Consider the following 24,288-nt stretch of genomic DNA (forward strand, 5'->3'; position numbering starts at 1 on the left):
ATCAGTAAGCCAGAACGAGGAGTTACGGACATGAGTCTGCGGGCACGCGTCACTGCCCCCGACAAGCAGAGCGGGGCGCGGGAGGACGGCCATATGGTCGCCACCTACCGCGCCAAGCTGCTCGAAGAGATCGACCTGGCGGAGATGTCCTCGCTCGCCGCGGCCGATCGGCGGGCCCGGCTGGAGCGCGTCCTCAGCCACATCATCAGCCGTGAGGGACCGGTCCTCTCGACCGTCGAACGCACCCAGCTGATCCGCCGGGTCGTCGACGAGGCCCTCGGCCTCGGCATCCTGGAACCGCTCCTCGAAGACGCGTCCATCACGGAAATCATGGTGAACGGCCCTGACCAGATCTTCGTCGAGCGCAGCGGCAAGGTCGAGCAGCTCCCGATGCGCTTCGGTTCGCACGAGCAGCTGATGCAGACCATCGAGCGCATCGTGTCGACCGTCAACCGCCGGGTGGACGAGTCGAATCCGATGGTCGACGCCCGCCTGCCCAGCGGTGAGCGTGTCAACGTGATCATTCCGCCGCTCTCGTTGACGGGTGCGACGCTTACCATCCGACGGTTCCCGAGGGCGTTCACGCTCCAGGAGATGATCAACATCGGCTCGCTCGACGAGCAGATGCTGATCCTGCTCTCCGGGCTCGTCCAGGCCAAGCTCAACGTCATCGTCTCCGGCGCCACCGGCACGGGCAAGACGACCCTGCTCAACGCGCTCTCCGGGCTCATCCCGAACAGCGAGCGCATCGTCACTATCGAGGACTCCGCCGAGCTCCAGCTCCAGCAGAGCCATGTGATCCGGCTCGAGTCCCGTCCGGCGAACGTCGAGGGGAAGGGCCAGATCACCATCCGTGACCTGGTCCGCAACTCCCTGCGTATGCGTCCCGACCGGATCGTCGTCGGTGAGGTCCGTGGCGGCGAATCGCTCGACATGCTCCAGGCGATGTCCACTGGTCATGACGGTTCGCTCGCCACCGTCCACGCCAACAACGCCGAGGACGCGCTCATGCGTCTGCAGACCCTGGCGTCGATGTCCGAGATCAAGATCCCGTTCGAGGCACTGCACGACCAGATCAACAGCGCCGTCGATGTCATCGTCCAGCTCACCCGGCACGCCGACGGCTCCCGTAAGGTCACCGAGATCGCCGTTCTCGACTCGCACGGCCGCGATCCCTACCGCATCGTGACCGTCGCCCGGTTCAACGCCCAGCCGATGGCCGCCGACGGGCGGATCTACGGCGAGTTCCAGTACCTCCCGATCCCGCGCAAGATCGCCGACCGTCTCTACATGGCCAGCCAGCCCATCCCGCAGGCCTTCGGAGTCGCCGCGTCCGCCGAACAGCTCGCCACCCGAGAGGCCAACTAGGTACCTGTGCCATGACAAATCTTCCTCTTCTCACGATCGGCGTCACGCTGCTCTGCGGCATGACGGGCGTCATGGGCCTGCACGCCTATTCCGGCGGGAAGGCCGACCAGGAAGCGCTGGTCGACCGGCTGTCGCACACCGGCCAGATCCCCGAGGCGGGGCGCCACCGCCGCTTCCGGGGCATCGACCGCAGGCTGCGCAAGACCGGTCTGGGCCGCAAGCTCGAACTGAAGCTGGCGGCCACCGGTCTCGAGATCACGCCCGGCGAGTTTTTCGTCTACGCGCTGGCTGCCATGGCCGGACTGTGGATGATCGCCTCGTCGATGCTCGCCAGCTTCTTCGGCCCGGTCGCCGCCCTCATCGGCCTCTGGGGCACCAACGCTTTCTTGAACTGGCAGCGGACCAAGCGCACGGAACGCTTCATCAACCAGCTCCCCGAACTCGCCCGCATCCTCGCCAACGCCACTCAGGCCGGACTCGCGCTCCGTACGTCCATCGGCATGGCGGCGGACGAGATGGAGGACCCGGCGGGTGAGGAACTGGCCCGGGTCGCCCGCCGCCTCGCCGTCGGCGAATCGCTCGACGACGCGATGACAGAACTGACCGACCGGCTGCCGTCGCGTGAGCTGGTCGTCCTGGTGACCACCCTCGTTCTGTCCAACCGGGCCGGCGGTACGGTCGTCAGCTCACTGCGCAACCTTACGGAGACGCTGGAGGAGCGCAAGGAGACCCGGCGCGAGGTCAAGACCCAGCTGTCGCAGGTGACGGTCACGGCGTACGCGGTCCCCGCCTTCGGTATCGCCGCCATGCTCCTGATGAACGCGGTGATGCCGGGCGCACTCGACCGGATGACCGGCGCCCTCATCGGTCAGGTCGCCGTGATCGCTGCCCTCGTTTTGTACGCGATCGGATTCATTGTGATCCGCCGCATGTCCCGTATCGACGTCTGAGAGGAGCTGACATGGACCTGTTGCTTGCACTCGCCGTAGGTCTTGCGGTGTTCGGAGCCATCGCCGGCATCCGTATGTACCGGGCCGATGCCAAACTCCCCGGCGACCTCGCCGTCGCCCTGGAGGTCGGGGCCACCCGCACCAGTGCGGTGGGTTCCGGTATCGACCGTCTGGGCATGCGCTGGGCCCCCATGGTGCTCAGGATGATGGGCCCCAAGGCCGTCAACAAGAAGCGCCGCCAGATCGACATGGCGGGCAACCCCGGCGGTCTGACCATCGACCGCTACGCCGCCCGCCGCTTCGTCTACGGCGCACTCGGTCTGCTCGGGGCCTTCACGATGATCCTGCGCGGCCAGATCTTCCTCTCTCTTCTTCTGATCGCCTTCGGTCTGTTCTGGGTCGAGGTCGGCATCTGGTCGGCGGTCCGGATCCGCAAGGACCACATCGAGCGCACGCTCCCCGACTTCCTCGACGTCCTGGCCGTCGTCGTCTCCGCGGGTCTCGGATTCCGGCAGGCTCTGGGGCGCGTCGCCGACAAGTACGAGGGCCCGTGGGCCGACGAACTTCGCATCACCCTGCGCCAGATGGACATGGGGGTCAGCCGCCGCGAGGCCTTCGAGGAGCTGCGCAAGCGCAACGACTCGGAACAGGTGGCGATGTTTGTGACCACGCTCCAGCAGGGCGAGGAGCTGGGGGCCCCGATCGTCGACACGCTGATCCAGATTGCCAACGACATGCGGCGTACGGATGCCCAGAACGCCCGCCGGAAGGCCGCCAGGGCCGTCCCGAAGGCTACCTTCGCGGTCACGACCTTCCTGCTCCCGGGAACCCTGATCCTGCTGACGGTGGGCTTCGTCTACGGAGCCAACATCGACTTCGGCAACCTCTTGGGCGGATGACATGCAGGGCGAGGATCTGGAACACGAGGAACAGGGGGAGGTGACAGGCTCATGTCGTTCCCGCTCGGCAGCCCACAGGCCGGATTGAATGCGCAAGTGAGTCAGGCGATCGCCGATCCCGGCGCGCGTCCGGCGTTCGCGATTCAGCTCAACGCTCTCCAGGCCATGTGCCGTCAGGTCTTCGGGTTCCGGCTCGCGATGATCGCCATGGCCACTCCGTTCGCGCTCGATCACACGGCACCGGGCCTAGCCACCTGGCTGATCGGTGCGGCCATCCTCGTCACCTTCATGGGCTCGTACGTCCTCTTCCGGGACTGGGAACGCTTCGGCCCCGTCCTCCTGCGTCACCCCTGGCTGCTCGGCATCGACGCGCTGTTCGGAGCCCTGCTGCTGGTCACCGCCACGCCCGAGTCCACCCTCGCGTACGTCACCGTGTGCACCCCGCTGCTGGCCGGACTCGTCTACGGCTGGCGGGGCGCGGCGGTCTTCGCGGCACTCCAGACGGTGATCGTCTTCGGCGTGTACGCCACCGATCCGAAGCTGGAGTCCGCCGACGCGACGGCATTACTCCTCCCCGGCTTCTGCGTGATCGCGGGCGCCGTCGGGGTCACCCTGCGCAATCTGCTCCTGCGCTTCGGCACGGCCAGCCAGGCGCTCACCGAGACCAGGGCGCGGCTTGCGGTGAACGAGGCGGTGGAGGGCGAGCGCACCCGGCTCGCCCGGGAGATGCACGACTCGGTGGCCAAGACCCTGCATGGTCTGGCGCTGGCCGCCGACGGTCTGGCCGGCTCCTCCGACCGGATGGATCCGCTCACCGTCAAGCACCAGGCCGAACTGGTCGCCCGCTCCGCCCGCCGGGCGGCGGCGGAGTCGCGGGAACTCCTCTCCGACCTGCGCCGCGAGTCCGGACTCGACGGAGGAGTGGACGTCGTCAGCGAGCTCCGCGCCCGCGCCGATGACTTCACCCGCCGCCACGGACTCACGGCCACCTTCCGAATGCTCAACGAGGCCCCGGTCCCGTCCGTGCCGCAGGTGGTCGCCCGCCAGCTGCTCACGGTCGCCTCCGAAGCGATGGAGAACGCCCATCGTCATGCCCACCCCACCTATCTCGTCGTGCTCGCAGGCGTGAAGGGCGATGTCCTGCGCGTCAGCGTGTACGACGACGGGCGCGGCCTGCCCCCGGGCACGACGCTCGACGACCTCAGGCGCGCCGGTCACTTCGGCCTCGTCGGCATGGTCGAACGCGCCGCGTCCATCGGTGCCCGTATCCGCATCGGCAAGGGCAAGGCGGCCAAGGGCACCGAAGTACGCCTGGAACTTCCGGTGGCCGCTCTCGTCGCCGGTTCGGAAACACAGCAAGTGAACTGACCCGCTCCACCCCACCCCCACCCCCCATAGATCCTGAGAGGAGGTCGCAGAATGCCGGACGATGTCTCCCGCGCTTCGGGCCAGAACTGGGCGGCACAGAACCACACGTCCCAGCACACGTCCTCGCACCTCACCCCGCTCAATTCGGAGCTCAGCTCCTCCGGGTTCCCCATCCCCCAGCAGCCCGCGGCATCCGAGGTCACACCTCCCTTCCCCGCAGCCCCGCCCCTGGCACTCCCCAGCCCCCTGCGGGTCGTCGTCGCCGACGACAACCCCGTGGTCCGGGCCGGCCTGGGCGTCCTGCTCTCCGGCCGCGAGGACATCGACGTCGTGGCGGAGGCCGCGGACGGTCGCCAGGCCTACGACATGGCCGTGCAGCACCGCCCGGACGTCGTCCTGCTCGACGTCCGCATGCCGGGCGTCGACGGCATCTCGGCGCTGCCCCACCTCGTGCGGGTCGCCCCGGTCATGATGCTGACCTACAGCCGCGAGAGCGAGATCGTCCACGAGGCGCTGCGCCTGGGCGCGGGTGGCTATCTGGTGCACGGCGAGTTCACGGCGGACCAACTGGTGCAGGCGGTACGGGACACCAAGAACGGCCGCGCCCACTTCACCGCGACCGCGGCGAACGCGCTCCTGGCCCATATGCGGCAGGGAACAGGACCGCAGGGGCAACCTCTTCCGGAGGGGCTGGGAACGGCGCTGACCATGGGCGTTCCCCAGCCGAGGCCCGGATACGAAGGACACCCCGCGGGCGTGACGGGCCAGAACCGTGCGCATGCACATGGCTCCGGTCCCGAAATGGTTCCACCTGCGCCGCAACCGGGCCGATCCGCTCAAGGTCTTTCGCATTTGCAATCACGTGTGGCACAGTCTTCACTGACCGGGACGCCGGGATTGGCACCCAACAGGCAGCAGTACGGGCTAAGTTCGCGGGAGGCGGAGGTCATGGAGCTGATCGCGTCCGGCATGAGCAATCAGCAGATCGCCGCCACCTGCTTCATCAGCGAGAAGACGGTCAAGAACCACATCAACCGCATCTTCACCAAGCTCCACAGTGGCAGTCGCAGCGAGGCGATCGCCCGCTGGCTCGGCACGGCGCCAACGCGGGGGAGTGGTGGTCATGACTGAGCGGGGGATGCGGGCCCAGGACTTGGGCGTCAGGACCCAAGTCGCCCTTTGGGCCTGGGAATGGGCCCTGGGACCCTCTGGTGGGCAGGGTGTTCCGCCATATGTTTCTCATGTCGCAAACGGCACCGGCCAGGAGGAAGCCGGTAACGGGAGCGACAGCAAAGAAACGTGTGAGTCGGCCAGCTGCCGGCCAGCCGGACCTAGAGGGGAACACCATGTCGGACATCACCCTGAAGACTGCAATCCGTGTCAACGGCTGGGCCAACACCGCCGTTCGCAGCATTCAGAAGCGTTACGAGAACAAGGACCGCGGCCAGACGGCCTTCGAGTACCTGGGCATCATCCTGGTGGTCGTGGCGATCATCGGCGCGATCATGGCGACGGGTATCGGTGGCAAGATCAGCACGAAGATCGGGGACCTGGTGGACCAGATCAAGGCTGGCGGCTCGTGATCGCGAAATCTCGCGGCGATGTAGGGCAGGCCTTCCCCATCTATGTAGTGATGGTGGCGGGCCTGCTCTTCCTCGCGTTCTGCTTCTTTACTGTCGGCAGGGCTGCGGCCCTGCGCAATGGAGCCCAGGGCGCAGCGGACGCTGCCGCACTGGCTGCCGCTCAGAGCGCTCGTGAGGAAATGGAGGCTCCGTTCCTCGCGTCGCTCCCCGAGCGCATGCTCGACCTATTTCTGAACGGCTATCAGTTCCCACCGGGGATGCCCTGCGCTGAGGCTCAACGACTCGCCTCAGCCAACGAGGCGGACGTTGAACACTGCGAGCCAAAATATGGTGGCTATCGCGACCAGATCACGGTTGAGGTCGAGACCCGTAAACCGGTGGGGTCGCCGGTGATTCGCGGCATGGACCACAAGTTCGCGAAGTCTCACGCCACGGCAATAGTCGAATTCCGATGCTCTTGGAAGTCTGCGGACCTCAACGAGGACAGTGTCGAGGACGTGTACTTCTTCACGTGCAAGGACGGCGGGATGGTCGAGATCAGGCCGAGCAGTCCCCCGCCCTGGTCCGAGGTAAGCAAGATTCTCTTCGACGTGCACTTGGTCGACGACTGACAGCGAACGACGAGTAAAGGAATCAGCACTCATGAGCATTCGGCGTACTGCGAGGACCCGAAGGGTGGTGACCGCTGTCTCGATGACGGCGGCACTGGCCCTCGCCGTCACTGCTTGCGGCAGTGATGACGGCGGAAAGACGAAGGACCCTGGTTCTTCGTCGTCATCCTCCGCACCCTCCAAGCCCTCCGATGGGGACAAGGGTGCGCAGGAAGATACTGCCGCTGGGGACAAGGTAGACCCGAATGTGAAACTCGCCGAGGTCAGAGGCGAAAAGGGCATGTTGCTGGTCATCAACGAGGTGAAGCGGGACTCCGGCGGATTCGTGACCGTTCAAGGCGAATTGAAGAATCAAGGTGACGCCGCAGTCAATCCCTCAGTGTGGTCAGGTAGCGAGAGCGTTATCGTCAGCAAGAATCTCAACTCTGTCGGTGGTGCGATGCTGGTGGACAAGGCCGGTAAGAAGCGCTATTACATCCTTCGCGATACGGATGGCCGGTGCCTCTGCACGGTCGGGATGACAGCGGTTCAGCCTGGAAGTTCCCTTCCGGTATTCATGCAGTTCCCGGCGCCGCCCAGCACAACGACCGAAGTCGACTTCAGTCTGCCGACGTTTGCCACCACCTCATTGAAGATTTCTGGGTGACGGCCGACATGACATACACCCGTACCAGGCGTAGGCCAGCGCATGCGGCAGGCATGGCTATTGCCGCGGCCGTACTGATGGCCGGTACGTCCGTCTTCGGTGCTTCGGCTGCTCAGGCCGACAACGGCCCTAGCGTGCCGCCGGGAACTGAGGTGTCCGCGACGCCCCCGGTCGAGGTCGACAGTAACGACCCCGACCTCAAAATGCCCGAGGGCGGCACGCTCGCTCCGGCCAAGGTCCTCGACATCATCCAGGTCGTCGAGGACCAGGGCGGCGAGGAGCGCCGCGAGGACAGCAACGCCAGCATCAAGTTCGCACTTCAGGCGGAGGTCCTCTTCGGCAAGGACAGTGCGAAGCTCAGCGCCGCGGCCAAGTCCCGTATCGCAGCGGTCGCAGCCGAGATCAAGAAGCAGAACGCGACCAAGGTGCGCGTCTTCGGCTTCACCGACAATCTCGGGTCCTCCGCACACGGCGACGTGCTGTCCAAGCAGCGTGCCGATGCGGTGCACGGCGTGCTGGTCCAGTCGCTCGGATCGACGATCACCTTCGAGATCCGTGGTTACGGCGAGCAGTATCCGATCGCCGACAACAGCACGGAAGAGGGCCGGAAGAAGAACCGGCGCGTGGAGGTCTCCTTCCCGCGCGGCAGCGCTTCCTGACCCATCCGCGCAGGCAAAGGGCCCGGCTCCGCGACCACGTCGCGGAGCCGGGCCCTGCGGCGTTACAGGAGGTGGTCGGCGGCGCCGGCCTTGATGTCGCGGATCATCTGCTGAAGCGCCTCGCGGCTGTCGGTGAGGTACTGGGCTTCCGCGCCGGCGACAGTGATGTAGCTGTTGCCCTGATCGTCCGTCCCGAGCCGGTAGCAGCTGGCTCCCTCACCGCAGAACGGTTCTTCCCAGTTGACGTCAGACATCGGTCGTCCCCTCAGAGTTGGCGTGCGATGGTGTGGATGAAATCCCACGACTCGCTCGGTGGCAGGGCGATCCCTTCCATCCAGTCCAGGTGGGCCCGGTACTTCGCCAGCTGCGTAGGGAGTGTGCCTCCAACTCGGCGATATCAAGAAGTCCTTGGGGAAGTGTGCCACGGCACTTCTCCCACCACCCGCGGCTGTACTTATCGTCCGTGCATTCGCAGTTACAGGCCAGCGTGCGCAGGCGGTCGGGACTGATGGGGCGTGCTCCGGACTCGATGTTCGAGATCTTCCCGCGGTCCATGCCGAGCAAGCCGGCCGCGAACTCGGCTGATGCATCGGCTGCCGTGCGCATTCTCCGCAGTTCGGCCCCAAGCCGCTTCTGGCGCTGGAGGGCTGTGTGCTGCTGGTGGTCGCGTACTGGCGCACGAACCTGACTATGCGCCAACTGGTCCCGTTGTTCGGGGTGTCGAAGTCGGCAGGGCGGCCGGGTCGTCGGCCACGGGCCGGGACGTACGGCCCAGCCGCGCGTTGCGCTTCCACCGCCGTCCGCCGCCGCGGGTCAGCGGCTGGGCCAGCGGTCCGCGGCCCCCGGGCAGCACCAGCAGCAACTGTGTCCCGACCCGCCCGGGGAAGACGCGATCGGGAGCTGGATCCAGATCCTCGCGCCCGGCGGTTGCTCCCGCTCGGCCTGGGCACCGGCCGGACCCGGTCGCCCTGCCCCGCGGGCCCCGACCGTCCGACGGCACGGTGCCGTCAGCAGCCCGCTCTGACGCCTCCGTCTGGCGGTGACCCTGGACTGGCCGGCGCCGCGGACGGTGGGCGACCGCGGCCGCGTGCAGCAGCGCCTTCATGGGGATGCACCCGCTCCGGCGCCTTACGCTGTGGTACTTCGCCGGGGCGCCGGGTACCGGAGGTCAGCCGCTTGGCGAAGGAATCCCTCAGGACTTGAGGAGAGAGTCGGTGAGCCGACGCCAGTGGGTGTTCATCATTTCCGCGAGTTGGTCCGGATCGCCCGCACGGGCGGCCTGGACGATCTTCCGGTGCTCGGCGACGGCCTCGGCGAGGGTGTCGGAGTTGTGCGTGTAGGACTGCGTGATCCGGAGAGTCAGGGGGTGGTCCCATAGACTCTCGATCATCTGCACGAGGACGAAGTTCCCGCACGGCTCGAACAGTGCCATGTGGAAGCGGCGGTTGAGCACGAACTGAGCGTCGCCGTCAGCGGGATCGATCAGCGCCATCTCTTCGACGAGCGCGTTGAGCCGGGCGATCTGTACGGCGGAGTGTTGGCCGGCGGACAGTCGCGCTGCCAGTGCCTCCAGGGGCTGGCGCACCTGGTAGACGTACTGGATGTCCTGCGTGTGCACTTCGTTGACCACATGACCGTGGCCCGGCGTCCAGGTCACCAGACGCTCGTGTGTGAGCCGGTTCAGGGCGTCCCTGACCGGCGTACGGGACACCTGTAGGGCCTCGGCGACCTGCCCTTGGACGAGCTGGGTGTCCGGGGGGAGCCGTTCGTAGATGATCAGGTCCCGCAGGCGCTCGTAGACGCGCACGCTCAGGGGCCGGTTGTCCCTCGGCGTCTTGGGCAGTGGGTCGATCGACTTCATTCGGACGCTCCTCCTCGTCCCAGGAGACTCGCGACGAGCGGCACCCTGGGGCGTTGGTCTGTCGGACCCACCATAGGTCTTCTTCGGATCCCTTGTCGTTGGAGGATCCCGGAGATCCATTGTCAGCATGGTATGCACGGGATACCGTGCATACCCCCTCGGCTTGCGAGGGAAGAGACGGAGGAAGCGCGTGACCACTGTGACGACACTGCTTCGGGGCATCGATCTGGATGCCGAGGGACGTCAGGCCGGTTCGATCGACATCGAGCACTCGGACAACCGGCACGACGACGGCGTGATCCCCGTTCCCGTCGTCACCCTCTCCGGTGGCTCCGGCCCGACCGTGCTGCTCCTGGCCGGCACTCATGGCGACGAGTACGAGGGCCAGGTGCTGCTGCACCGGTTGATGCGTGAGACCGACCCGTCCACCGTCAGCGGACGGCTGATCATCCTTCCCGCCCTGAATCTTCCCGCGGTCCGTGCCGCGACGCGGGTCTCCCCGCTGGACGGCGGCAACCTCAACCGGAGCTACCCCGGTGACGAGCGCGGCGACCCGACGGCGCAGATCGCGCACGCCGTCGTCACCGGCCTGCTCCCTCTCGCCGACCTCGCACTCGACCTGCACTCGGGCGGCGCCAACAGCATCTACCTGCCCTCGACGTTCGTGTATGCGGGACCTGACCCCGAGACGTGGCAGCGGAAGAAGGACGCGGCCGAAGCGTTCGGCATGCCCTGGTCGTTCGTCGTGCCGCCACGGCTTGAGCCGGCATCGTTTTCCGCCGCGGCGGACGAGGCGGGGGTCTTGATGATCTCCACGGAGCTCGGTGGGGGAGGGGGCGTCGACCCCGCCATCGTGCGGGACTCGGCAGCCGGACTGCGCCGCGTCCTGGCCGGTGCCGGAGTACTCCGGGCGCCGGATGGCACGCCGACCGCCCCGCCGACCACCTGGCTGGACCTGGGCCGCGGAGCCGCCGTACGCACCCCCGCTCGCGGCCTGTTCGAACCACTGGTCACCCTCAGTCAGCGAGTCGCCGCAGGCGACCTGCTGGGGTACGTGCACCCGGTGGAGGAGCCTGAGCGGTCCTCGGAACCCGTCGTCGCCCACCGCGACGGCATCGTCGCCGTCCTTCGCCGACCGCCGCTCGTCGACTTCGGTGACAACCTCCTCCACCTCGCCGACCCCGTACCCGAGGGAGGTCCGGCGTGACCGCAGCGCCCGCCATGCAAAAGACAGCCTCCTCGCTACGGAAGGTCACTCCATGCGCGCACCCCGGATCAGCCGCGCGGCAGCGTTGCTGGCATCCCTCCTCCTGACTGCCACCGCCTGTACCACCGCGTCCGAGGAGCGATCCTCCATGAACGACGCGAGCTCATCGGCCGGTCTGACCGCCGGCCCGGTGGACCGCTCCGCCGCGGCGCTCATCCCCAAGAGCGTGAAGTCCAAAGGTGTCATCACCTTCGCCATGGACGCCTCCTACGCACCCTTCGAGTTCTTCGACACGGACAACAAGACCGTCGTCGGCTTCGACGTCGACCTCTCCAAGGCGCTCGCCGCTCGGCTGGGACTCAGGGCCAAGCAGGTCAACGCCGCGTTCGACGGCATCCTGCCAGGACTCCAGGCGCGCAAGTACGACGCCGGAATCTCCGGATTCGCCGTAACACCGGAACGGGAGAAGCAGGTTCAATTTGTCACCTACCTCGCGGGCGGGACCGGACTCGGCGTCAAAGCGGGAAACCCGCATGGCCTTCGGATGGCTCCGAAGGCGTTGTGCGGCCACACCATCGGCGCCCAGAAGGGAACCGTGCAGGGCCTCGAGCAGCTGCCGGAGTTCTCCAAGTCCTGCGTCACCGGCGGCAAGAAGCCCATCGTCATCCAACTGTTCCCCTCACAAAACGAGGCGAACCTTGCGCTGGCCAGCGGCCGCGTCGAGGCGGTCATGGCCGACACCATCTCGACCGCCTACCAGGCGCGACTCTCCGGCGGGCGCCTCCGGCTCGCCCCCGGCCCCGACTACGAACCGACCCCCACCGGGATAGCCGTCCCGCGCGACTCCCACCTGAACCGCGCCCTGTCCGCCGCACTGAAGTCCCTCAAAGCGGACGGAACTTTCGAAAAAATCATGAAGAAGTGGTCCATTCCGCACAGCGCTCTTCCGATCTCCGGGAGCTGACATGCCCCTCCTGCAGTCCACGGCTCACACAATCTCCGCCGAGTTGACCATGGTCCCCAAACGCCATTACGGCCGATGGGCCGCCGCCACTGCCGTCCTTGCCATGGCCGCCGCTCTCGTCACCTCCGTCGCCGGCAACCCTCGCTTCGGCTGGGAGACCGTCAACACCTACCTGAGAGACATCGCCATCGGGCGCGGCTTGCTCGTCACGCTGGAACTCACGGCCGTCTCCATGGCCATCGGCCTCTCCCTCGGCATCGTTCTCGCCGTGATGCGCCTCTCCGTCAATCCGGTGGTACGTGGCGCGGCATTCTCGTACATCACGTTCTTCCGCAGCACGCCGCTCATGGTGCAGTTGCTGTTCTGGTTCAACCTCGCAGCCCTGTATCCGGTGCTCACCTTCGGACTGCCCGGTGTCGCGCTCGACGCCAACCGCCTCATAACCCCGACAGTCGCCGCGATCCTCGGACTGGGTCTCAACGAGGCGGCTTACATGGCGGAGATCGTCCGGGCCGGAATCCTCTCCGTCGAAAACGGACAGCAGGAAGCCGCAGGTGCACTCGGTCTCACCCGGATGCAGACCATGCGGCGGGTGGTGCTTCCGCAGGCGATGCGCGTCATCCTCCCACCCACCGGCAACGAAACCATCGGCATGCTCAAGATGACCGCGCTGGTCAGCGTGCTCGCCGTACCGGACCTGCTCTACTCGGCACAGATCATCTACTCGCGCAACTTCCAGACCGTCCCGCTGCTGATCGTGGCATGCGTGTGGTACTTCGTGGTGACATCCGTCCTCTCCGTTGGGCAGTACTACGTGGAACGCAGGTATGCACGCGGCCACCGCACACTGCCGCCCACGCCTCTCCAGCAGCTGCGCGCGTTCTTCCGGACTCATGCTTCCCCGGCGGCCAAGGAGATCCAGTGACCAGTCACACCACGCCCACCACGGAGCCGCAGCCGATGGTCCAGGCGGAAGCGGTACGCAAGTCCTTCGGTCGCCTGGAAGTCCTCAAGGGAATCGACCTCGACGTGCACGCCGGCGAAGTCGTCTGCCTGATCGGCCCTTCGGGGTCGGGTAAAAGTACATTCCTGCGCTGCATCAACCACCTGGAAACCGTCGATGGCGGCCAACTGCGTGTGGACGGTGCCGTCGTCGGCTACGAACGGCGCGAAAACAAGCTGTACCAGCTCGGAGACCGGGAAATCTGCCGGCGACGCACCCAGGTCGGCATGGTTTTCCAGCACTTCAACCTCTTCCCCCATATGACCGTGCTGGAAAATCTCGTCGAAGCGCCGCGGCGCGCCCTCAGGGAATCCGCTGACACAGCCCGCATACGCGCCCTGAAGCTGCTGGAACAGGTCGGCCTCACGAACAAGCAGGACGCATATCCTCGCCATCTTTCGGGCGGGCAGCAGCAACGGGTGGCCATCGCAAGAGCGCTGTGCATGCGCCCGAAGCTGATGCTGTTCGATGAGCCCACCTCGGCCCTGGACCCGGAACTCGTCGGTGACGTCCTCGCGGTCATGCGCGACTTGGCGACGAGCGGTATGACCATGGTCGTCGTCACCCACGAAATGGGTTTCGCGCGTGAGGTGGCCGACCGGGTGGCGTTCTTCGACGCGGGCCGCATCGTCGAGTGCGGCCCGGCCCGGGAAGTCATCGCCGCCCCGCGACAGGAGCGCACCAAGGCCTTTTTCGCTGCGGTGAAATGATCAGCGCAATGGCTCCCTTTTGTCCAGCTTGAGTTCTGGCCTCGCGCTTTCGTACGCCCAGCAGGACTTGGAGGTTGGCCGTGTGGATGGTTGATCGCTCAGGACCCTAGACAAGCCCTATCATCCCAGGTCACAGGCACTCCTTGCCTTTTGGTCACCCACCGGACGACTCCGCCCGTGAAAGCGCGAGGCCAGAGCCCGGCTTCGCGATCACGTCGCGGAGCCGGGCCCTGCGGCGTTACAGGAGGTGGTCCGCCTTGCCGGCCTTGATGTCGCGGATCATCTGCTGAAGCGCCTCACGGCTGTCGGTGAGGTACTGGTCCTCCCGGCCGACGAGAGCGATGTAGCTGTTGCCCTGTGCATCGGTTCCGATCCGATAGCAGGAGTTCCCCTCGCCGCAGAACGGGTCTTCCCAGTTGACGTCAGACATCGGTCATCCCCTCAGAGTTGGCGTGCCATGGTGTGGATGAAATCCCGCGACTCGCTCGGTGGCAGGGCGATCCCTGCCATCCAGTCCAGGTGGGCCCGGTACTTCGCCAGCTGCGCATCCGAGTAGACGAATACCGGTCCGTGCGAGCTGTCGATCTGTACCGTGTCGAGTTGCGGCACGATCCCCTCCGCATAGAAGACCGTCTGGCCTGCCCCAGGGAATGCCCCCGCTTCGAATGGAATGACCAGCAGCGTCACGTTCGACTGCTCGGACTTCTTCAGCAGGTGATGGAGTTGGGCGCGGGCTACGTCACGGCCGCCGAACTGCATACGAAGCGCCGCCTCGTGGACGATGCCGGTATACGGCGGCGGGGCCTCCCCGTCCAGGACCTCCTGGCGCTCCACCCGGTGAGCGAGCCGGAGCGCGATCTCGCGCTCCGGCAGCTGGGGGATCACTACGCGGAACAATGCCAGGGCGTGGTCCGTAGTCTGAAGGAGGCCCGGGATGTGCATGGAGTAAGCAGCCCGCATGCGTAGGGAGTGTGCCTCCAACTCGGCGATATCAAGGAGTCCTTGGGGTAGCGTGCCACGGTACTTCTCCCACCACCCGCGGCTGCGCGGCTGGGCCATCTCGATGAGCGCATCGATGTACTTGTCGTCCGTGCATTCGCAGTTACAGGCCAGCGTGCGCAAGCGGTCGGGACTGATGGGGCGCGCTCCGGACTCGATGTTCGAGATCTTCCCGCGGTCCATCCCGAGCAAGCCGGCTGCGAACTCGGCTGATACATCGGCCGCCGTGCGCATTCTCCGCAGTTCGGCCCCAAGCCGCTTCTGGCGCTCGGTAGGAGACGTCCTTGCTGCCATGCCGTTCCTTTCCGCGTGCGGTCACGGGCAGTCTGCCGCCTGCGCGTGCGACTCGACCACGAAAGGGTTCATTTCCCACAAGGGAGGGGTTATTTTACCCTCACCCGTCTACAGTCAGTGACGCACTGCTCACGCTGCGATGAGTCGGAAGTGCATCGCGCGGTCCTGCCCGCAACCTCTTGCCCTGGGAGGGGCAGCCCGCGCCAGGGAGACAAGCCACTGCTCACCTCGCAGCGCCGGAGCCATCTGTGCGCATCGACGCGAAAGAGACCGCCAACTCGTCACCCGTACAAGGGGAGTCAGTCATGCAATCTCCGTGCGCCGCGCTCTGCCCGGTAGCGATCGAGGAGCCTTCGCCCGACCCGTACCCGCACTCGCCCCCGTATCCGAAGCGCCGCTCCGAGCAGGGGCTCGCGCTCAGCCTCACTCTTCCCGGTGATCCGCGGAGCGCGGCGATCGGGCGCAACGCGGTCACCGCCTCGCTGCGCGCCTACGGGCTCACTGCCTACATCTGGCCGGCCGCGCTTGTGCTGGGCGAACTGGTCGGTGTCACCTCGGCCATGACCCCGGGCCGGGAGCTCTACGTCTCCGTACGGCACCGGGACAACGCGCTCCGGCTCGTCGTCTGGGACCAGCACCCGCACCACTCCGACCCCGACGTCGTCATGCTCTGCGAGGCGCAGCGCAGACGGGCGCTGTGGCTGCTGGCGGCGGCCGTGGACGACTGGGGCGGGAAGTGGGATGTCAGCGACGCGCTGCCACCGCACGCAGGCATCAAGTCCTGGGTGGTACTGCCGCGCTGACAGGCCCGTTCTGACAGACCTGTTCCGACAGGGCCAGTGCCGCCAGGGCCTCCGGGGCGCCGGACTGACCCCGGACTCCGGGGAAGGCGTTGATGTCCACGATCAGCGGGGCGCCGCCGCCCGTGTCGATGATGTCCACGCCGTAGACGTCCAGTGCGAAGACCTCGCCGACCCGGCGTACCAGGGCGGGCCAGCCGGGCGGCAGATCATCGAGGGCGAGCGGCACTGTGGGGCCCCGCCCCTCGGGCGAGAGCTCGGAACGGCGCAGGGCGGCGAAGAGCTGGTCTCCGATCGCCCACAGTTTGTGGTCCCAGCCGCTGTTCGGTGCGAACTCCTGGACCACGACCGGCTCCTGTAGGTGCGTGCCGGCGAGCTCCCGCAGTTGTGTGTCGCTGTCGAGGCGGGCCACCAGGTCGTGCCTTCGGCTGTGGCGGCTCTTGACCACCATGGGGCCGGGGAGCGGCGGGCCGGATGCCAGCTGAGCGAGTGTGGTGAAGGTGCGGGTGGCCGCGAACGGGAGGCCGGCCCGCCGGGCATGTTCCGCCATCGCTGTGCGGTCCTGGCACAGCGCGGTCGCCGCAGCCGAGTTCACCACGCGGGCGCCGCGCTCCTCCAGGGCGCGGGCGAGAGCCAGGGCACGCGGCGTACGCGACTTCAGCAGGTAGACGCCGGCGAGCGGCTCGGGGACTTCTGCCACCGTTGTCGGGTCCAGCGTCTCCACGTGATGCTCGGGGGTGAGCAGGGCGGCGGTGTCGACGAGCAGCGGATGACCGGGATCGGGCGTGACCAGGACGATTCTCATACGTTCTTGCCCGCCGCCACGGGAACCTGCACGGGGTGGGGGCGGAGTGGCAACGGGGTCCCGCCGGCCGCGTCGCGCTGCTCCGGCGAACGGGCGGAGACCGGCTCGGCCGCGCAGGATGCCTGGCCTGTGCGGGCCAGCCCGAGCACGGCTCGTGCCACCCGCGCCGCCGCGTCGGGGACCTGACGGAAGCTGGGGAAGTCGTTCACATCGACGACCACGGGGCCATCCGGCCCCAGCACTACGTCCACGCCGTACAGGTCGAGGCCGTAGACCACCCCGACCTGGGCAGCTATCGCGGCCACCTCGGCCGACAGCGGCACGCGGCGTTCCCGCACCGAGTGGTCCGGGTTGAGCGGGGAGCGGCGTTCGGTCGCGTACAGTTCGCCGCCGACGCTGTACACCTTGACGTCGATGCCCGAGTTGGCCACATACGGCTGGGCGATGAGCATTCCCTCTCCCGCCAGTTCGGGAATCACCGTGGCGAGCCGGTCCGGCGACGACACCAGGTGCACGGCCCGCCCCGAGCTGCCATCGGCGGGCTTGACCACAAGTGGGTACTCCGACGCCGGAATCTCGGCCAGCAGCTCCGGCCGCGCCGCCGCGTAGGTCGGCGGCAGAGGAAGCCCACGGCTGCGGCCAATAGCCGCTGCCAGCGCCTTGTCCCGTACACCTCGAATCGACCGGGCGTCGTTGACCGTCGTCATCCCGGCCGAGGCCGCGGCTTCGAGCAAGGTGAGCCCCGGGCCGCCGGAGACCGTCTTGAGAACCCACGCGTCATGGGTGCTCGCCTGCACCGCCTCATTCATGCGCAGCAGGGAACCGCCCGGCCGCAGCACGTCCACCTGGTGCCCCCAGGAGGTCAGTTGACGGATCACCTCAACCGGCATGCCGTCGTGGCGGTATTGCTCCTCCACCAGAAAGCAGAGCTTCATCGATCTTCCCCGCAACGCCCGGACGCCCGCCTTTACCGTTCGGCGTCCTGTGACGTCACAGGATGTCATGAACCGTTCTGCGGTCAGGGAGACCGGGCTCTTGATCACCAGGGCTTCCACCCGGAGGAGGCCGCTGACGGCACCCGGTTCGGCAAGGCCGCCGTCGGCTTGGGCCTCGTGAATGGGGCGGTATTGAGCCAACGGAACCCCATTCGCCGCAGAGAACCTTTACTGCCGCAGACGTGTCTCTCATAAAGTTGCCAGGTGGCAATCATGCTCGGGGGAGGAATCGTGACCGAAGGTGATGCGCCGAGGGTCTCGCTCGACTACCAGGCCAACGTGTGGGACCGGTACAACTGGGACGCCGGCAAGTCGACCACCTTCCCTGGAGGCGTAGAGATACCGGACTCCGAGATGGGCCGTCTGCACAAGACGGGCCTCGCCCAGGAATTCGACATGCGGGGCAGCAGCTCCACCTATACGTACGACCTGAACAGTGACACGTCCGCGACGGTGAGCCCGCCGGACCAGGGCCGCGAAGGTTCCCGCGGGGATGTGTCCCGCGGTGACGAGGAGAACCGTTGAATATCCGACGTGGCGCCCACTTCTTCACGGCGCTGGCAACCGTCCTTCTCCTTGCCTCCTGCTCCGGCTCGGACATGAACAATCGCCGCGCAGGCGAGGGACGTGACTGGCACTGGGACAAGAAGGCGGGCGCGACCGAGGCGTCCGCGTTCATGAACGTGGCGGTGCCCGAGGGAGCCACGCAGGCCAAGGGCGCCGTCCAGGTCAATCCTCAGGAGGACATCTATCTCCTCTCCTTTGTCACCAGCGAGAAGAACGCCGAAGACATCGCGGAAGACCTGCACTCCGAAGTCCCTTTGAAGGCACAGAAGAAGGACTTCGCCCCGGAGGGAGAACGCTTCGGACACCTCGGGTTGCCCGAGCCGCAGACGCTCAAGGGCGTTCGCTCGACAGGGGTGTGCCCTCCGTGCGTGAAGGACGACCGTCGCAAGAAAGTGCAGTGGATCGACATCTACGTCCAAGCATTCAAGGCCGATCAGGCTCGGGTCTATCTACAGGCATTCTGACGCCGTGCTGCCAGGCGCCGGTGCCCCGTGACCCCTTCGGCAAGGTCACGGACGATCAACGCTTTGCCGCCCCCTCCACGAGATCCGCAACGCTCTGTATGGGCGCCTCCAGATGACTCAGATCTAGCCTGTAGTACTAGGCCTCGGCACCCGTCCGGCCGTACAGGTCGTGCCTGTACGGCCGGATGCGCCTAACGTGACGAGGACTGCACAAGGTTGCCGAAGGTGTCCGGCGTGGAGGAGTGGATGTGAAGCTCGGTCTGCACTACTGGAACTACTCGCAGCCGGCCGACCCCGCGCTCATCGCGCCCACGCTCGCCGAGTCGGCGCGGATCGCCGACCAGGGCGGGGTCGCGTCGTTCACGCTGATGGACCACTACTTCCAGATGGAGACCCCGCAGAGCGCGGCGGACGAACCGATGCTGGAGGGGTACACGACCCTCGGGTACGTGGCCGGGCTGACCCAGCGGATGACGCTCGGGCTGATGGTCACGGGCGTGATGTACCGCCACCCCGGCCTGCTCGCGAAGATCGTCACCAGCCTCGACGTGCTCTCCGGCGGCCGGGCGGTGCTCGGGCTCGGCGCCTCCTGGTACGAGCGGGAGCAGCGCGGGCTCGGGGTGCCGGTCGTTCCGGTGGCGGAGCGGTTCGAGCGGCTGGAGGAGACGCTCCAGATCTGTCTGCAGATGTGGAGCGAGGAGGACGGCCCGTACGACGGGCGGCACTACAAGCTGGCCGAGACGCTCTGCGTGCCGGAGCCGATCGGGGAGCGGCCGTCGATCATGATCGGCGGCGGGGGCGAGAAGAAGACGCTGCGGCTGGTCGCCCGGTACGCGGACGCGTGCAACCTGTTCGCCACCGACGTCGACGAGGTGGCCCACAAGCTCGACGTTCTGCGGGAGCACTGCGCGGCGGCGGGGCGCGACTACGACGTCATCGAGAAGACCGTGATGTTCAACAGGCCGGTCCTGGACGAGACCGATGCGTTTCTCGCCGACGTCGAGGCGTACGCGGAGCTCGGCATCAGCGCGGTCCAGGTGCTGCCGGACCGGCACCCGGTCAGCTTCGCCGAACAGCTTGTCGCGCGCATCGTGCCCAGGCTCGCCACGATCGGCCAGTAGAGCCCGGTGACGCGGCCTGCCCCGGAGTCACCCGTTCCAGGACCGACCGGTCAACCTGGGGGCGGGTCCGCAAGGCCAGGCCCGGGGCACCGGCTGATACCGGGGGATTGCCGGGCTGCATGGGGGCTGACCCGAACGGAGAAAACGCCCAGGTCGATCCCCGTACCGCCTTTGGGGCCGACTTGGGTCCGTGGGCCCAAGCTCCGTTCCGGCGTGCTCATTACGCTCGTGCACGACCAACCGTGAGGCATGTGACGACGCCGCCCCGAAGCGGCAATCCGGCATGCCCGCGCGCACGGAGAACTTCACGCTCCATTCGTACCGGCGAGGTGCCCCCACACCGATGAGGTGAAGCGTCGATGAGTGACGGATTTTTCTACTCGTACCACCTTGGCTGGAGTCGCCCCGATGCCGAGTCACTGCTCGGTGACCTCGATGCGGCTGGACTGCGGCTCACCCACCCCACCACCCGGCGCATCACCCTCGTCACCCCGGGATCCGAGCCGGTGATGACCCAGTCCTGGGTGACCAGGGAGCAGCTCGCGCTCCTGGCGGGCCTGCAGCGGCTCGACGAGATCGGATTCCTGCTCTGGGTGACGCGCGGCGCGGAGATCCGTGTGCGCCTCCGCCGCACACGGGACGGCATCGTCTCCCTCGAATTCGGGCTGGACTGGCTGTCCCGGGACGAGCAGGAAGTGGCCGTACGCGCGATCAGGGAGGCGATCGGCAGGGCGTCCCTGCTCTGCATCGGTTTCGTGGTCGACCGGGAGGGCGCGTCGGCGGCGAGCGACTGGCGGGCGGTCATCGTCAACGGCACCACCATCTTCGACAGTTGGCCCGACACGCTTGCCGTGCGGCATGAGATCGCCGATATGCAGCCGCAGTTGTCACGTGTGACGTCCTTCGAGCAGTCGCCGTGGATGCTGTTCGGGAGCGAGGTCCCCAGCAGGTAGGGCGCGCAGACCGGGAACTCGGGGCCGGGTTTGGGTCCTGGGGCCCATGCCCTGGACGGGACGATGTGGTCGGATAAGTGAAGTGGCCCAAGTCTGGTCACGTGCCGACAAGTTGGGGGACTCGTCGTGTCCGGCACAGGTGGAATAGCAGTTCCGGGCGGTGGCGCCGGCGGCGTCTTTCTGGCCCGTTCCGGCAGGCAGTCGCTGCCGCGCCCGCTGCAGGCGGTGCTGATTCTCGTCCGGACGCTGTTCGTCTTCGCGGTCCTGGGCGGCATCGGTGTGCTCACCGTGGCGTCGTCGATCAACGAGGTCGACGGAAGGCTGATCGGACTGCTGCTGTACGCGGCACTGCCGAGCGTCTCCGCCTTCGTCCTCTCGCTGTACCTGCGTACCGGCGGCATCTGGATCTGGCGCGGGCTCCTCGCCGTCCACATCTGGCTCACTCTCGGCGCGCTGGCGACGCTGGGCGCGGGCGGCGGGCGCGGGGCGACACAGCTGGTGATGCCGGTCGTGATCGTCGTCCTGCTGATGCGTCCGTCCTCCCGCGACTGGTTCGAACTCCCTCTGGAGCGGCGGCAGCCGCACCGGCCGTTCAGTGTCGCCCGGATGATCAAGTGGCGCCGGGACGGCGGCCAGACCGCCATGGAGTACCTGGGGCTGGTCCTGGTGGTCGTGGCCCTCATCGGCGGGCTCGTGGCGACGGGGATCGGTGCCCAGCTGACCGGGGAGATCCGGAGCGCGATCTGCCAGCTGACCGACAGCGCGTGCCCGGCACCGGGCGACGTGGAGGCCGGGGGCGGCACGACCGGTGGGGGCAGGGACTCGGGCGGCGCGGTCGCCGGCGGGGGCACGGGCTCGGGCGGGTCGGCCGCGTCCGGGGGTTCGGACTCCGGCGGGTCGGACTCGGGAGGCTCCGACGCGTCGGGCGGAACCAACGGCTCGGGCGGCTCCACCGAGGGCTCCGGCGCCTCGGGCGGATCCGGTGGCACCGGCGGGAACGGCGGGACCACCGGCTCGGGCGGCACCGACACCACCACCCAGGACGGCGACGTCGACCAGGGCGGCGACGACATGGACCCCACCGAGGGCCCGGACGCCGACTACGGCAACTACGACGGCAGCCAGGACAAGAAGGACGACGAGAGCTGCACCTCCGGCGTCGGAGCGTTCTTCTCGTGCGCCGCCCACCAGACCGGCGGCTTCTTCACGGGCCTGGTCGGCGACGGCCTGTGGGGCGATGTCACCGGCACCTTCGACACGATCATTCACCCCGTCAAGGCGTGGGACGGCCTGAAGGACTACGGCAAGAGCCTCGGCGACAAGTGGGCCGAGGATTCCAAGGGCGCGGGCGACAAGTGGTCCAAGGGCGACTACCTGGGCGCCGTCTGGGACTGGAGCAAGGCGTCCGGCGGCACGGGCGTGAAGGTCCTCGACGACATGTTCATCGGCGACGAAGTCCGTGACATGTGGAAGAACGGCAACGAGGGCCAGGCGATCGGCACCGGTCTCTGGAACGTCGGCTCGCTCTTCATCCCCGGCTACGGCGAAGCCAAGCTGATCGGCAAGGTCGGAAAGCTGGGCAAGCTCGGGAAGCTCGGCAAGATCGGTGAGCTGGCCCAGAAGGCGTCGGAAGCCGCCTCCAAGGCCAGGAAGTTCGCCAAGGCCGGCGATGTGGGCGGAGCCGAGAAGGCGGCGAAGGAGGCGCGTCAGCACGCCGACGACCTGGAGAAGAAGGTCGAGAGCAAGGGCTGCCCGATCGGCGCGGGCCCCCTCGGCCGTACGGGCATCCGGCCGGGTGTCACCACGGTCACCACGGCCTCCGTACGCACGACGGCCGGCGCGACGACAGCCACGACGACACGGACGACGACTACCGGCGTCACACGGACCGCGTACGCCGGATACGCCACCTTCCCCACCAGCTTCCGCGCCGAGGGCTGCGAGGCCACACCCGAAGAGGTCGAGGCGGCCAAGCAGGCGAAGAAGGACGCGGACGAAGCCGACAAGGCGGCCAAGGACGCCAAGCGCGAGGCCGAACGGAAGCGGCTCGCGAAGATGGAGAAGCCGTCCTGGTACGACCAGCTCAAGAACCCGCGGGCGGGCACCAAGGACCTCGGCGACGGCAAGTGGAAGTCGAAGAGCGCCGACACGTACGCCTACCCGCAGGAGATGGGCGCCCGCTACCAGGAGCAGGTCTCCGGCGTGAAACGCGGCAAGGAGTACGAGGTCCCGCTCGACAAGATGGACGGCAAGCCCGTCGAGTTCGACGGCTGGGACTCCGCGAACCAGACGTACATCGAGACGAAGTGGGGCTACCGCGGCACCCGGTTCTACAACGAGGCGACGGGCCAGCTCACCAGCCTGGCGACCAACCGCTGGGTGCAGCAGGCGACACGGCAGCTCGACGCCGCGCGCGGAAAGCCCGTGGTCTGGCACATGTCGGACCCCGACGTGGCCAGGGCCACGCAGGAGATGTTCGACGACAGGGGCCTCGACATTACTGTGGTGCACACCCCGGTGAAGCCCTGACCGGGCAGCGTGAGAGGAGACCCCGTTGCTGAATGTCACGGTCCACGGGCTGTGGGGCGTCCGGAAGGAGGACCCGCAGGAACTCGCCGAGCGCTGGGGGCGCCTGCTCCGTACCCTCGGCGGCATCGACGCCGATGCCTGCGGGACCTGGCGGGCGGCGGAGGCGGAGGACGACCCGACGGCACCGCCGGTCGGGCTCGGCGCGCCCGCCCTGACGGAGTACCTCCTGCGCACCAACCCGGACCCGGACGCCCCGTACATCGGCTACACCGCGTCCCTGTGGTCGGGACGGCTGGAGACGGTGAAGGTGACCGTCTCCATCACCGCGGGGGGATCGGCGAACCGCGTACCCGACTCGTGCGTGGTGGGGCTCGTCTCGGCCGCGGACGACGCGCCGGAACTGGTGCGGCGGTCCACGGACGTTCTGGAGGCGCTCGTCTCCTGCTGGGGCCCGGACTGGGGCGAGGCGTACAGCAGGGAAGAGTTCCGTGCGGTGAAGACGGAGTTCGGGCTCCGGGCCGGCGCCCCGCGCGCCGGCCGGTCGGTGTATCTGTCGCCGGGCCGGGCTGACCGCGTACCGGAGGGTCTGCCGGGGACGTACACCCGTACGACAGATGGCGGCCTGGTCGTCGATCTCACGCGCGGTGGCACGGAGCTGCCCGGCATCGAGACGATCACCGACGTGAACAGGCAACTGCTGGCAGCCGGGGCACTGGAGCCGCTGACGGTGCCGTTCGACCGGGCCACGTTCCAGTAGTGCTTCGGCAGGTCGTGCCGCAGGACTGCTGACCGCCACCCCTGAACAGACAGCCGTCTTCCCTGTCAGGTGTGAGCGTGCTGCGAGGTCTCTCCCCCGGCCCCGGTCCATCTCACGCCACACCCAGGGACCGCACTCACGAACTGTATCCACGGGGTCTCCCCCCACTGAACCG

Annotated in this window: 26 protein-coding genes and 2 pseudogenes; 21 read left to right on the forward strand and 7 right to left on the reverse strand. The window is 67.5% G+C overall.

Annotated elements, in window-relative coordinates:
- The first annotated feature begins 30 nt into the window (after positions 1 to 30).
- The 9 genes from ACIBB8_RS10220 to ACIBB8_RS10260 all read left to right on the forward strand — a co-directional run bounded on the left by ACIBB8_RS10220 (position 31) and on the right by ACIBB8_RS10260 (position 8,084).
- The gene (locus tag ACIBB8_RS10220; RefSeq protein ID WP_398950417.1) at positions 31 to 1,368 is read left to right on the forward strand and encodes a CpaF family protein; all 1,338 of its coding nucleotides are present in this window, start codon (positions 31 to 33) and stop codon (positions 1,366 to 1,368) included.
- A gap of 11 nt (positions 1,369 to 1,379) precedes the next feature.
- The gene (locus ACIBB8_RS10225; protein WP_398950419.1) at positions 1,380 to 2,318 is read left to right on the forward strand and encodes a type II secretion system F family protein; all 939 of its coding nucleotides are present in this window, start codon (positions 1,380 to 1,382) and stop codon (positions 2,316 to 2,318) included.
- An 11-nt stretch (positions 2,319 to 2,329) separates the two neighbouring features.
- The gene (locus ACIBB8_RS10230) at positions 2,330 to 3,217 is read left to right on the forward strand and encodes a DUF5936 domain-containing protein (protein WP_398950421.1); all 888 of its coding nucleotides are present in this window, start codon (positions 2,330 to 2,332) and stop codon (positions 3,215 to 3,217) included.
- Positions 3,218 to 3,268: 51 nt separating this feature from the next.
- On the forward strand, positions 3,269 to 4,585 hold the full coding sequence (locus tag ACIBB8_RS10235) for a sensor histidine kinase (RefSeq protein ID WP_398950423.1): 1,317 nt from the start codon (positions 3,269 to 3,271) through the stop codon (positions 4,583 to 4,585).
- Positions 4,586 to 4,636: 51 nt separating this feature from the next.
- Entirely contained in the window at positions 4,637 to 5,716 is a 1,080-nt protein-coding gene (locus tag ACIBB8_RS10240) for a response regulator (RefSeq protein ID WP_398950425.1), read from the forward strand.
- A gap of 215 nt (positions 5,717 to 5,931) precedes the next feature.
- Complete coding sequence (locus ACIBB8_RS10245; RefSeq protein ID WP_398950427.1) at positions 5,932 to 6,168, forward strand: Flp family type IVb pilin; 237 nt, start codon at positions 5,932 to 5,934, stop codon at positions 6,166 to 6,168.
- The gene (locus ACIBB8_RS10250; RefSeq protein WP_398950429.1) at positions 6,165 to 6,779 is read left to right on the forward strand and encodes a pilus assembly protein TadG-related protein; all 615 of its coding nucleotides are present in this window, start codon (positions 6,165 to 6,167) and stop codon (positions 6,777 to 6,779) included. The genes ACIBB8_RS10245 and ACIBB8_RS10250 overlap by 4 nt, the downstream gene beginning before the upstream one ends.
- Before the next feature lie 31 nt (positions 6,780 to 6,810).
- Positions 6,811 to 7,425 (forward strand): hypothetical protein, encoded by a 615-nt coding sequence (locus ACIBB8_RS10255; protein WP_398950431.1) that lies wholly within the window; start codon positions 6,811 to 6,813, stop codon positions 7,423 to 7,425.
- Between the two features lie 53 nt (positions 7,426 to 7,478).
- Positions 7,479 to 8,084 (forward strand): OmpA family protein, encoded by a 606-nt coding sequence (locus ACIBB8_RS10260; RefSeq protein ID WP_398950433.1) that lies wholly within the window; start codon positions 7,479 to 7,481, stop codon positions 8,082 to 8,084.
- A gap of 62 nt (positions 8,085 to 8,146) precedes the next feature.
- Here ACIBB8_RS10260 and ACIBB8_RS10265 read toward each other — a convergent pair whose 3' ends face one another.
- Both ACIBB8_RS10265 and ACIBB8_RS10270 read right to left on the reverse strand, forming a co-directional pair.
- Positions 8,147 to 8,338, reverse strand: coding sequence for a hypothetical protein (locus ACIBB8_RS10265; RefSeq protein WP_398950434.1), 192 nt, complete (start codon positions 8,336 to 8,338; stop codon positions 8,147 to 8,149).
- Positions 8,339 to 8,450: 112 nt separating this feature from the next.
- Positions 8,451 to 8,726 (reverse strand): annotated as a pseudogene (locus tag ACIBB8_RS10270) (helix-turn-helix domain-containing protein); the annotation flags it as partial.
- Between ACIBB8_RS10270 and ACIBB8_RS10275 the strand changes: the two are divergent.
- Positions 8,718 to 8,816, forward strand: a pseudogene (locus ACIBB8_RS10275) (transposase family protein); the annotation flags it as partial. The pseudogenes ACIBB8_RS10270 and ACIBB8_RS10275 sit on opposite strands and share 9 nt — an antisense overlap.
- A gap of 460 nt (positions 8,817 to 9,276) precedes the next feature.
- On the opposite strand, the gene ACIBB8_RS10280 reads toward ACIBB8_RS10275, so the two are convergent.
- Positions 9,277 to 9,945, reverse strand: coding sequence for a GntR family transcriptional regulator (locus ACIBB8_RS10280; protein WP_398950436.1), 669 nt, complete (start codon positions 9,943 to 9,945; stop codon positions 9,277 to 9,279).
- Positions 9,946 to 10,135: 190 nt separating this feature from the next.
- Here ACIBB8_RS10280 and ACIBB8_RS10285 point away from each other — a divergent pair, with 190 nt between their 5' ends.
- The 4 genes from ACIBB8_RS10285 (at position 10,136) to ACIBB8_RS10300 (ending at position 13,829) form a co-directional block, all read left to right on the forward strand.
- Positions 10,136 to 11,152 (forward strand): succinylglutamate desuccinylase/aspartoacylase family protein, encoded by a 1,017-nt coding sequence (locus ACIBB8_RS10285; protein WP_398950438.1) that lies wholly within the window; start codon positions 10,136 to 10,138, stop codon positions 11,150 to 11,152.
- Between the two features lie 148 nt (positions 11,153 to 11,300).
- Entirely contained in the window at positions 11,301 to 12,116 is an 816-nt protein-coding gene (locus ACIBB8_RS10290) for an ABC transporter substrate-binding protein (RefSeq protein WP_398950440.1), read from the forward strand.
- 1 nt (position 12,117) lies between these two features.
- Positions 12,118 to 13,041: an amino acid ABC transporter permease gene (locus ACIBB8_RS10295; RefSeq protein WP_398950441.1), complete on the forward strand. Its 924-nt coding sequence runs from the start codon at positions 12,118 to 12,120 to the stop codon at positions 13,039 to 13,041.
- 35 nt (positions 13,042 to 13,076) lie between these two features.
- On the forward strand, positions 13,077 to 13,829 hold the full coding sequence (locus ACIBB8_RS10300) for an amino acid ABC transporter ATP-binding protein (RefSeq protein ID WP_398950532.1): 753 nt from the start codon (positions 13,077 to 13,079) through the stop codon (positions 13,827 to 13,829).
- A gap of 238 nt (positions 13,830 to 14,067) precedes the next feature.
- Here ACIBB8_RS10300 and ACIBB8_RS10305 read toward each other — a convergent pair whose 3' ends face one another.
- Together ACIBB8_RS10305 and ACIBB8_RS10310 are read right to left on the reverse strand one after the other, a co-directional pair.
- Positions 14,068 to 14,259, reverse strand: a complete 192-nt coding sequence (locus ACIBB8_RS10305) for a hypothetical protein (RefSeq protein ID WP_398950443.1) — start codon at positions 14,257 to 14,259, stop codon at positions 14,068 to 14,070.
- An 11-nt stretch (positions 14,260 to 14,270) separates the two neighbouring features.
- Positions 14,271 to 15,122: a helix-turn-helix domain-containing protein gene (locus tag ACIBB8_RS10310; protein WP_398950445.1), complete on the reverse strand. Its 852-nt coding sequence runs from the start codon at positions 15,120 to 15,122 to the stop codon at positions 14,271 to 14,273.
- 305 nt (positions 15,123 to 15,427) lie between these two features.
- On the opposite strand from ACIBB8_RS10310, the gene ACIBB8_RS10315 reads away from it, so the two are divergent.
- Positions 15,428 to 15,925, forward strand: coding sequence for an ATP-binding protein (locus tag ACIBB8_RS10315; RefSeq protein WP_398950447.1), 498 nt, complete (start codon positions 15,428 to 15,430; stop codon positions 15,923 to 15,925).
- On the opposite strand, the gene ACIBB8_RS10320 is transcribed toward ACIBB8_RS10315, so the two are convergent.
- Both ACIBB8_RS10320 and ACIBB8_RS10325 read right to left on the reverse strand, forming a co-directional pair.
- On the reverse strand, positions 15,897 to 16,727 hold the full coding sequence (locus tag ACIBB8_RS10320; protein WP_398950449.1) for a RimK family alpha-L-glutamate ligase: 831 nt from the start codon (positions 16,725 to 16,727) through the stop codon (positions 15,897 to 15,899). The genes ACIBB8_RS10315 and ACIBB8_RS10320 overlap by 29 nt on opposite strands.
- Entirely contained in the window at positions 16,724 to 17,662 is a 939-nt protein-coding gene (locus ACIBB8_RS10325; protein ID WP_398950451.1) for a RimK family alpha-L-glutamate ligase, read from the reverse strand. The genes ACIBB8_RS10320 and ACIBB8_RS10325 overlap by 4 nt, the downstream gene beginning before the upstream one ends.
- A 291-nt stretch (positions 17,663 to 17,953) precedes the next feature.
- On the opposite strand from ACIBB8_RS10325, the gene ACIBB8_RS10330 reads away from it, so the two are divergent.
- The 6 genes from ACIBB8_RS10330 (at position 17,954) to ACIBB8_RS10355 (ending at position 24,113) form a co-directional block, all read left to right on the forward strand.
- The gene (locus ACIBB8_RS10330; RefSeq protein WP_398950453.1) at positions 17,954 to 18,247 is read left to right on the forward strand and encodes a hypothetical protein; all 294 of its coding nucleotides are present in this window, start codon (positions 17,954 to 17,956) and stop codon (positions 18,245 to 18,247) included.
- Entirely contained in the window at positions 18,244 to 18,753 is a 510-nt protein-coding gene (locus ACIBB8_RS10335) for a hypothetical protein (protein WP_398950455.1), read from the forward strand. The genes ACIBB8_RS10330 and ACIBB8_RS10335 overlap by 4 nt, the downstream gene beginning before the upstream one ends.
- 248 nt (positions 18,754 to 19,001) lie before the next feature.
- Positions 19,002 to 19,874 (forward strand): LLM class F420-dependent oxidoreductase, encoded by an 873-nt coding sequence (locus ACIBB8_RS10340; RefSeq protein ID WP_398950457.1) that lies wholly within the window; start codon positions 19,002 to 19,004, stop codon positions 19,872 to 19,874.
- A 359-nt stretch (positions 19,875 to 20,233) separates the two neighbouring features.
- On the forward strand, positions 20,234 to 20,827 hold the full coding sequence (locus tag ACIBB8_RS10345; protein ID WP_398950459.1) for a hypothetical protein: 594 nt from the start codon (positions 20,234 to 20,236) through the stop codon (positions 20,825 to 20,827).
- A gap of 126 nt (positions 20,828 to 20,953) precedes the next feature.
- The gene (locus ACIBB8_RS10350; protein ID WP_398950461.1) at positions 20,954 to 23,356 is read left to right on the forward strand and encodes a Tox-REase-5 domain-containing protein; all 2,403 of its coding nucleotides are present in this window, start codon (positions 20,954 to 20,956) and stop codon (positions 23,354 to 23,356) included.
- A 25-nt stretch (positions 23,357 to 23,381) separates the two neighbouring features.
- Positions 23,382 to 24,113: an Imm52 family immunity protein gene (locus ACIBB8_RS10355; RefSeq protein ID WP_398950463.1), complete on the forward strand. Its 732-nt coding sequence runs from the start codon at positions 23,382 to 23,384 to the stop codon at positions 24,111 to 24,113.
- Positions 24,114 to 24,288 lie beyond the last annotated feature (175 nt).

This window comes from Streptomyces sp. NPDC051286 (assembly GCF_044455345.1).
In the GTDB taxonomy this organism is placed as follows: Bacteria; Actinomycetota; Actinomycetes; order Streptomycetales; family Streptomycetaceae; genus Streptomyces.

What these genes read in the sequence shown, in the direction of transcription:
- ACIBB8_RS10220 (WP_398950417.1), top strand. Translation starts at nt 31, where the DNA reads ATGAGTCTGCGGGCACGCGTCACTGCCCCCGACAAGCAGAGCGGGGCG.
- ACIBB8_RS10225 (WP_398950419.1), top strand. Translation starts at nt 1,380, where the DNA reads ATGACAAATCTTCCTCTTCTCACGATCGGCGTCACGCTGCTCTGCGGC.
- ACIBB8_RS10230 (WP_398950421.1), top strand. Translation starts at nt 2,330, where the DNA reads ATGGACCTGTTGCTTGCACTCGCCGTAGGTCTTGCGGTGTTCGGAGCC.
- ACIBB8_RS10235 (WP_398950423.1), top strand. Translation starts at nt 3,269, where the DNA reads ATGTCGTTCCCGCTCGGCAGCCCACAGGCCGGATTGAATGCGCAAGTG.
- ACIBB8_RS10240 (WP_398950425.1), top strand. Translation starts at nt 4,637, where the DNA reads ATGCCGGACGATGTCTCCCGCGCTTCGGGCCAGAACTGGGCGGCACAG.
- ACIBB8_RS10245 (WP_398950427.1), top strand. Translation starts at nt 5,932, where the DNA reads ATGTCGGACATCACCCTGAAGACTGCAATCCGTGTCAACGGCTGGGCC.
- ACIBB8_RS10255 (WP_398950431.1), top strand. Translation starts at nt 6,811, where the DNA reads ATGAGCATTCGGCGTACTGCGAGGACCCGAAGGGTGGTGACCGCTGTC.
- ACIBB8_RS10260 (WP_398950433.1), top strand. Translation starts at nt 7,479, where the DNA reads ATGGCTATTGCCGCGGCCGTACTGATGGCCGGTACGTCCGTCTTCGGT.
- ACIBB8_RS10265 (WP_398950434.1), bottom strand. Translation starts at nt 8,338, where the DNA reads ATGTCTGACGTCAACTGGGAAGAACCGTTCTGCGGTGAGGGAGCCAGC.
- ACIBB8_RS10280 (WP_398950436.1), bottom strand. Translation starts at nt 9,945, where the DNA reads ATGAAGTCGATCGACCCACTGCCCAAGACGCCGAGGGACAACCGGCCC.
- ACIBB8_RS10290 (WP_398950440.1), top strand. Translation starts at nt 11,301, where the DNA reads ATGAACGACGCGAGCTCATCGGCCGGTCTGACCGCCGGCCCGGTGGAC.
- ACIBB8_RS10295 (WP_398950441.1), top strand. Translation starts at nt 12,118, where the DNA reads ATGCCCCTCCTGCAGTCCACGGCTCACACAATCTCCGCCGAGTTGACC.
- ACIBB8_RS10300 (WP_398950532.1), top strand. Translation starts at nt 13,077, where the DNA reads ATGGTCCAGGCGGAAGCGGTACGCAAGTCCTTCGGTCGCCTGGAAGTC.
- ACIBB8_RS10305 (WP_398950443.1), bottom strand. Translation starts at nt 14,259, where the DNA reads ATGTCTGACGTCAACTGGGAAGACCCGTTCTGCGGCGAGGGGAACTCC.
- ACIBB8_RS10310 (WP_398950445.1), bottom strand. Translation starts at nt 15,122, where the DNA reads ATGGCAGCAAGGACGTCTCCTACCGAGCGCCAGAAGCGGCTTGGGGCC.
- ACIBB8_RS10315 (WP_398950447.1), top strand. Translation starts at nt 15,428, where the DNA reads ATGCAATCTCCGTGCGCCGCGCTCTGCCCGGTAGCGATCGAGGAGCCT.
- ACIBB8_RS10320 (WP_398950449.1), bottom strand. Translation starts at nt 16,727, where the DNA reads ATGAGAATCGTCCTGGTCACGCCCGATCCCGGTCATCCGCTGCTCGTC.
- ACIBB8_RS10325 (WP_398950451.1), bottom strand. Translation starts at nt 17,662, where the DNA reads ATGAAGCTCTGCTTTCTGGTGGAGGAGCAATACCGCCACGACGGCATG.
- ACIBB8_RS10345 (WP_398950459.1), top strand. Translation starts at nt 20,234, where the DNA reads ATGAGTGACGGATTTTTCTACTCGTACCACCTTGGCTGGAGTCGCCCC.